This is a genomic window from Streptomyces bohaiensis (genome assembly GCF_012033785.1).
Taxonomy (GTDB): domain Bacteria; phylum Actinomycetota; class Actinomycetes; order Streptomycetales; family Streptomycetaceae; genus Streptomyces; species Streptomyces bohaiensis.
Window position 1 is genome coordinate 1 of sequence record NZ_JAAVJC010000245.1, and the last position, 7,012, is coordinate 7,012.

Consider the following 7,012-nt stretch of genomic DNA (forward strand, 5'->3'; position numbering starts at 1 on the left):
CCCGCCGGCCGCTGGAGACGCCGGTCGCGGCGCCCCTGACCGGCCGCCCGGCGGATCGGCCTCAAGCGGTGCCGCCGGCCGACCTCCGCGCGGCGCGCAGAAAGCGCTCCACCTCGGCCCAGTCGGCGTGCCGTCCGGGCAGGACGAGCACGGGGCCCCCGTGCGCGCCTGCGGTGGATCCCGTCGCGGCACCGTCCCGACCGGGGACGGCGCCCGAAGGGAACCGTCCCCGGTCGGCGGAGCCCACAGCCACCGCGAGCGGCACGGTGGCCGGTCTCCGGCGAGGCGGGGCCGTCAGGTGCCCGCTCCTGACGCCCATGGCGACGACAAGAGTGCGCAGCCCCAGCGGGGAGAGGTTTCCGGCCAGTTCGCGCAGCGTGTCGCCGGAGGGCGGCTGCCCGTCCGCGGGCAGGTCGATGTGCAGCGTGAGTTCCTCGATCAGGTGTGTACCGAGCGTCGCCACGCGCACGGTGGCCGTCGCGGCCGGCGTCCCCGAGCCCACCAGAACCGCCCAGGTCGGCAGCGGCAGCCGGGCGCGAAGGGCTCGCGTGAGGTCCTGCCGCGACCAGGGGGTGCCGGCCGGTTCCGCTGTCCCCCACGAGGCGGGGGTGTCACCCGTCAGGCAGCGCCACGCCAGTTCGGTGCTCGCGCCGAGCAGGCAGTGATCCGTCGCCTCCGCAGCTGTCGTCGCCTGCAGGGAGAGTCGGAGCCCTCCCGGCGGCGACTGCCGCACGGGGGTGGCGAGCGCGCCCGGAGGACCAGCGCTCTCCGCGGTGAAGGCGCTCGCCGTCACAGGGGTGCCGTCGGGGCCGCGTACCGTCCGCCACGAATCCGGCTTCGACAGGCGCGGATCGTGGGGTCGATCCGCTGCCCAGTCGACCACGGCGCCGGTGAGGCCGTCGTAGAAGAGGTCACCGAAGGGCAGCAGCCAGCGGACCGCGCCGACAGTGAGCAGGTCGTGCAGGGGGAGGGTGATGCGGGTGTCGGCAGGGGTGACGAGACCTACCTGACGCGGTGGGTCCGTCTCGAATGCTGCTCGGACGCTGTCCTGCAACCAGCGCGAGACGCCGACGACCGCACGGTCCTGGACGATGACCGCGGCGTCGTGCGTCAGTCGGTCCACGGCGGGAGACTTCGCCTCGGCGGCTGTGCCGGCCGGTGTTCCCGTCGGTGTCACGTCAGAGCCGTCCGCGTGATGCGACCAGGGGTTCCAGGAGCCGGAGGACCAGATGTGCCCTCCCATGATCTCCACCAGGTGCCCGGCGATGGCGCGGGCGGTGGTCGCAGCCAGGTCGTCCGCGGTGCACGTCCGCATCTCCGTCCACCACAGGACGCCGTCCCCGAGCGCGGGCACCGGCCCAAGCAGCCGGACCGCCTCCCCCCGCGTGGAACGCTCCGGCGGTGAAACGGCCACCAGGGGCCGGCCGTCGTCAGCGATCACCTCCAGGGTGCCTGTCCCGGTCCTCGCCACCCGGTGCGCCGCCCCGGCCGCCAAGGCCAGCACGAGGGCCTCGCGGTCGGGCTGCGCGCTGGTCAGTACGACGATGTCGAAGCTCATGCGGCACCCCTCCGGGCCTTGCGGGACGGTTCGGCCTCACACTGCGTACCCCATGGCCGTGTACGCCTCCTTCGCTCCCGGAGCCGCACCGGCCGGAGGGTCGGTCCACGTCCCGACCGGCACCCCGTACTCCTCGGAGAGCGACCGCAGCTCGCGCCACTGCCCCGGATCGCCCGAGAACGCGTGGTAGCGGTGGGCGGCGCCGATGCGCTCGCCCGAGAGGCCGGGGCGGCTCCCCTGGGTCCCGCCGGTGTGCAGCGCGAGGGCGAGGGGTCCGGGGGCCCCGGGGAAGACCGGCGCGTCGAGCAGGTCGGCGGAGGCGGACCGGACGGAGGCGAACAGGCTCCGCAGACCGTGTTCCTCCGCCAGCACGCGGGCCAGGGAGCGAAGCGTCCGGGCGTCGGGCACCTCGTCGCCGTCCGGGTAGCCGAAACTCACCGAGAGACCCTCGACCACCCCGTCGCCGGTGCGGGTCACCCGGAGACTGCCGGCCGCCGGCCGCGTCCCCGAACCGGCGACGAGCAGGTAGGTCGGTCCGGGCATCCGAGCACGTGCCAGGGCGGTGAGGTGCTCGGTGGACCACGGGGCACCGAGCGGCTCCTGCGTCCCCCAACCGGACGGCAGCTCGTCCGTGACGGCGCGCCAGACCACCTCTGCGACGCGACCGACGACGAGACCGGCGGAGGGCTGGTGTCCACACGTCACATGGAGGGTCAGCCGGCGGTCCCCGGCGCGGCCGAGGGCGGCGCGGGTCAGCTGCGACTCCCGGGTGCGGCGCCACGGCTCGGCGACGACGGGGCGGGGTCGTGGAGCACGGACCGGGCGAGGCACGCCGGGTCCACCGGTGTGCGGTCCTTCCCAGGCCAGCGACTCGCCGGTGCGGCCGTCGTACAGCTCCGGCCCGTCGTGGACGACCCATCGCAGCGTCCTCGGGTTCAACAGCTCGGCCAGCTGCGAGGTCAGCTTCGTGTCCGGGCCGGTGACGATGTCCAGCCGCCGCACGGGGCTGCTCGCGAGCGTCGCCGCGAGAGCGTCCTGCAGCCAGAAGGAGACGCCGACCACCGGCCGGTCCTGGTGCACGACCGCCGAGGTGGGGCCGACGAGATCGAGAGCCGGTTGCGCCGCGATCGTCAGCGGCGGAAAGCCGGGGTCGACGTCAGAACCGGGATCGGCTCGCCGCAGGCGGGGCGGCCACACCACGCCACCGGCCCCGGCCAGCCGGGAGGCGAAGGTGCCGAGCATGGCGTCCCCGCCTCGCGACCTGATGTGTGTGCGTGCCTCGGTCCACCACAGCGGCCCGTCGGGGAGGCCGGGGACGTCACCGAGCAGCCGGGTGACCTGCCCCGGCACACGGACCGGCAGGGGTGCCGCGACGGTCATCGCCGTGTTCCCCGCCCGTCCCAGAAGCCGCAGCAGCATCCCCCCGGAGGAGACCTCGAGCGTCCTCGACCCCGTGCAGAACAGTGCGTCGCGCAACGCTCCTCGGGTCGGCTCCGCGGTGGTCAGTGCCACGACGTCGGTTGTCACGACGAGCCTCCAGGCAGGACGGGTGGGAGGAGCAGGCTTCGTCCACGCGAGGGCGTGGCGGTCCGGTGCTAACCGGTGAGTGCGACGTAGTTCAGATGGACGGCGTAGGCGAGTGCGGCGACCACCAAGGAGACGCACAGTGCGCCGGCGGCGACAGACACGTAGGGCAGACCCGCGGTCCGGTGCCCCGGGCGGCGCTCCCTCACCAACCACCCCCACGGCGCGCCCTCCGGAGGCGCCAGCCGCAGGTAGCGGAGACAGGAGACGAAGTTCAGGACGATCAGGAGCACGTTCACCGGGAAGAGAGGCGACCACCAGCCGAGGAGCAGAGTGCGACGGGTCATGTGGTCGAACGTCTGGATACCGCAGGCCCGGCAGAGCCGCTGCTGTGACGTCGTGAGCCGATGGAGGACCACCACTGCGGTGAGGCGCCGCAGGTCCGCCCGTACGGCGGGCACGGCCCCGCACCGCTCGCAGTCGACTGCCGCCACGGGAAGGCTCCGCTCCGCCCGGACATCCGTGCCGCTCACCTGTGGTCAGCTCCTCGGTCGGTGTGCTTCTCCTCGGCCTCGGCGGTCTGGCTCCAGGGAAGGTAGGACATGGTGTTCGAGGCGGTTTCCGCGGCGCGCAGGTAGACCGCGTCATCCAGGTGAGGATAGGAGGCTCGTGCGCTCTCCGGCGCGGCCGTGAGAAGTTCTCGGCCGCGAGGGCCGAGCGGGGGATCGGGATCCAGAACCGTGCCGTCCCTGAACTCCATCCGTCCGTCGGAGGTGATGCGCGCGATCTCGCTGTCCGGCCCGAAATGCAGCACATTGTCGGGCGTCACCCGTGCACCGTCGGGGAAAGAGATCGTTCCGTCGCGCGCGATCGATGTGCCGTTCGGGTAGGTGACGGTCCCGTCGAGTGCCAGCGTCGCGCGCGGCTCGATCGCATACAGGCGTTCTGCCCGTGCCAGGTGCGACGCACCGCTGACACTGTTGCGCGTCAGGTTGCCCACATAGGTCGTCGGGTCGATCATTGCTCCGAAATGGGACACCCCGCGCAGGGCGGCCGCGCTCGCACCGCCCGCCCTGCCGGATTTGGCGAGATGGCCGAGAGGGCCCGCGGCAAGGGTCACGAGGTTGAAGAGAATGACGCCCGAGGCCCGGCCCTTGTCGTGTTCCCAGTGGTCCCAAGCGACGAAGGACTTCCCGAGCTCCCGCGCAGCCGCGCGTGAGTCCTGTAGCCATCCCGGCAAGTCCTCGTCGTCGATCCAGGCCGTGAAGTTGCTGTAGGAGGCAATTCCGACGAGCGACTGGCCGAGGAACACCCAGGGTTCACCGGACGTCAGGAGCTCCTTCATGCCCACAACCGTGCCCCACGCGCCGTCCACGACGAAACCGTGCCAGAAGCCCAGCTGTTCGGGTGGCTCACCCCACGGCCGTTCGGTCTGTTCGAGCAGACCGATCTCCAGTCCGTAACCGAATCGGACCGCGCCTTCCTCGCTCACCGGCTCGAACCGGCCCGCGAATCCGCACGCCGCGTTGATCCGGTTGGCTGCCTCGCGTTCCGCCTCCTGAAACTCCGAGAGGACGCGGTCGATGGCCGATTGGGTCTCCTCAGGGATGCGGTCGGCGTCTGCGGGGATCACGGGGTCGCCGGGGCTGCAGAGCTCGCCGGCCAGCAGCGCCCGCTGGTGGTCGAGCTGCGCGGAGAGCGCGGTTGCTCGCTCACCGAACCGCTGGAGCGCATACTGCACCTCGCGGGTGGCGTCGAGAAGTTCTTCTCCCACTGCCGTCAGAACTCGACTTGCGGTGAACAGCCGCTCCGCCTCCGGCGCCTGGTAGAACGCCCCCACCGCTGCGAAGTCCACGTCCATGTCGGCCGCGGCTCGCCGCATACGGGATGCCTCGGCCGCCAGCAGGGCGACGCAGCGACTTAGCTCTGCGACATCGCCGGTGTAGCGGGGCACCCGCGCCGCCAGGTCGTTCACTGCGGCCCGTAGTCGTCTGTCGGGCCCGGCACGACGGGGCGTGCGCGCTCCTGGGCCTCGGCAGCCATGTCCAGGTCGCCCGCTGCGTAGGCGTTGGTGGCCTCGACCAGGGCTCCCCAGCACAGCTCCTGCCGGTGTTCGATGTAGTCGATGCGCCTGCCCGCGTAGCGGGAGAAGACGGTGAGCGCGAATGCGAGGGCGTCGCCGGTCAGGCGCTCACCCCCGACCTCCAGGGCGCCGACGACCTCCCCTACCTCGTCGTACCGCTCGCTGTACTGTCGCGTGTGCTGCCGGAAGTCCTCCAGACCGGCCGAACTCGCGGTGTACCGTCCCCACACTTGCTCGGCGTCGATGTCCCAGCCCGTCACGTCGCCCCCTCCCCGGCCCGCGGCTCGCCGCGGGGTCCGCCCTGCTGCGGCCCCGTCCCCCACGGAGCCTCCCGGAGGGGAGACGACGACGCGCCCCGGCTGGTTCCCCGGACGCACCCCCGGCCTCAGTACTGGGCGTACCCGTCGAGGAACATTCCGATGCGGGCGATGGCGTCCGCGAGCTGCTCGGGCGGGGGGAGGGTGACGATCCGGAAGTGGTCGGGCTCGGGCCAGTTGAAGCCGGTGCCGTGGACGATCATGATCTGCTCGGCGCGGAGCAGGTCCAGCACCATCTGCCGGTCGTCCTTGATCGGGAAGACCTGGGGATCGAGCCTCGGGAAGGCGTACAGCGCGCCCTTGGGCTTCACGCAGGTGATGCCGGGGATCTGGGTCAGCATCTCGTAGGTGATGTCCCGCTGCTCCCGCATGCGGCCGCCGGGCAGGACGAGCTGCTCGATCGACTGCCGCCCTCCCAGCGCCGCCGCCACGGTGTGCTGGGCCGGCATGTTGGCGCACAGCCGCATGTTGGCGAGGATCGTCAGCCCCTCGATGTAGTTGGAGGCGTGCTCCTTCGGGCCGCACACCGCCATCCAGCCGCACCGGTACCCGGCGACGCGGTAGTTCTTCGACAGGCCGTTGAAGGTCAGCGTCAGCAGGTCGGGGGCGACGGCGGCGGTGGAGTGGTGCACCGCGTCGTCGTAGAGGATCCGGTCGTAGATCTCGTCGGAGCAGACCACCAGGCCGTGGCGGCGGGCGATGTCCGTCAGCCCGCGCAGCATCTCCTCGCTGTACACCGCGCCCGTCGGGTTGTTCGGGTTGATCACCACGATCGCCTTGGTGCGGTCGGTGACCTTGCGCTCGATGTCCGCGAGGTCGGGCATCCAGTCCGACTGCTCGTCGCACCGGTAGTGGACGGCGGTCCCCCCGGACAGCGAGACCGACGCCGTCCACAGCGGGTAGTCCGGCGCGGGCACGAGGACCTCGTCGCCGTCGTCCAGCAGCGCCTGCATCGCCATCTGGATGAGCTCCGAGACGCCGTTGCCGAGGTAGACGTCCTCGACGGACAGCATGATCCCCTTGGTCTGGTAGTGCTGCTGCACCGCCCGGCGTGCGGCCAGCAGGCCCTTGGCGTCACCGTAGCCGTGCGCCTCCCCCACGTTGCGGAGGATGTCCTCGAGGATCTCGGGCGGGCACTCGAAGCCGAACGCCGCCGGGTTCCCCGTGTTCAGCCGGAGGATCCGCTGGCCTGCTGCCTCCAGCCGCTGCGCCTCCTCCAGGACCGGGCCACGGATCTCGTAGCAGACGTTGGCGAGCTTCGTTGACTGGATGACCTGCATAGCGGTCACCATACGACCGTGCCCGCCGGGGCGCGCTGTTTTTCTCGCCACACGGACGAGCGGCCGCCTCACGTCGCTCGGGCGCCTCACGTCGCTCGGGCGCGCCACGGATGCTCGGGTGCGCCACAGCCGTCGCCGCCGTCCCGCGGCTGCCGGCGCCGGCCGGACCGACGGCCTGCTGGTGGAGATCGACGCGCTCGCCGTGCTCTGACGCCGGCCGAGCCCCGTCCCCGGGGCGCTCCTGCCGCGC

Annotated in this window: 6 protein-coding genes; all 6 read right to left on the reverse strand. The window is 72.1% G+C overall.

The window, feature by feature from the left end; all coding sequences use genetic code 11:
• Window positions 1-61: 61 nt before the first annotated feature.
• Window positions 62-1,558, reverse strand: a complete 1,497-nt coding sequence (locus tag HCN52_RS19880; RefSeq protein WP_168089821.1) for a DUF6177 family protein — start codon at window positions 1,556-1,558, stop codon at window positions 62-64.
• A gap of 36 nt (window positions 1,559-1,594) precedes the next feature.
• Window positions 1,595-3,085, reverse strand: coding sequence for a DUF6177 family protein (locus HCN52_RS19885; RefSeq protein ID WP_168089822.1), 1,491 nt, complete (start codon window positions 3,083-3,085; stop codon window positions 1,595-1,597).
• Between the two features lie 68 nt (window positions 3,086-3,153).
• Window positions 3,154-3,615, reverse strand: a complete 462-nt coding sequence (locus tag HCN52_RS19890) for a hypothetical protein (protein WP_168089823.1) — start codon at window positions 3,613-3,615, stop codon at window positions 3,154-3,156.
• Window positions 3,612-5,057 (reverse strand): hypothetical protein, encoded by a 1,446-nt coding sequence (locus HCN52_RS19895; RefSeq protein WP_168089824.1) that lies wholly within the window; start codon window positions 5,055-5,057, stop codon window positions 3,612-3,614. The genes HCN52_RS19890 and HCN52_RS19895 overlap by 4 nt, the downstream gene beginning before the upstream one ends.
• Complete coding sequence (locus HCN52_RS25995) at window positions 5,054-5,425, reverse strand: DUF6507 family protein (protein WP_168089825.1); 372 nt, start codon at window positions 5,423-5,425, stop codon at window positions 5,054-5,056. The genes HCN52_RS19895 and HCN52_RS25995 overlap by 4 nt, the downstream gene beginning before the upstream one ends.
• A 125-nt stretch (window positions 5,426-5,550) precedes the next feature.
• Window positions 5,551-6,762, reverse strand: coding sequence for a pyridoxal phosphate-dependent aminotransferase (locus HCN52_RS19905; protein ID WP_168089826.1), 1,212 nt, complete (start codon window positions 6,760-6,762; stop codon window positions 5,551-5,553).
• Window positions 6,763-7,012 lie beyond the last annotated feature (250 nt).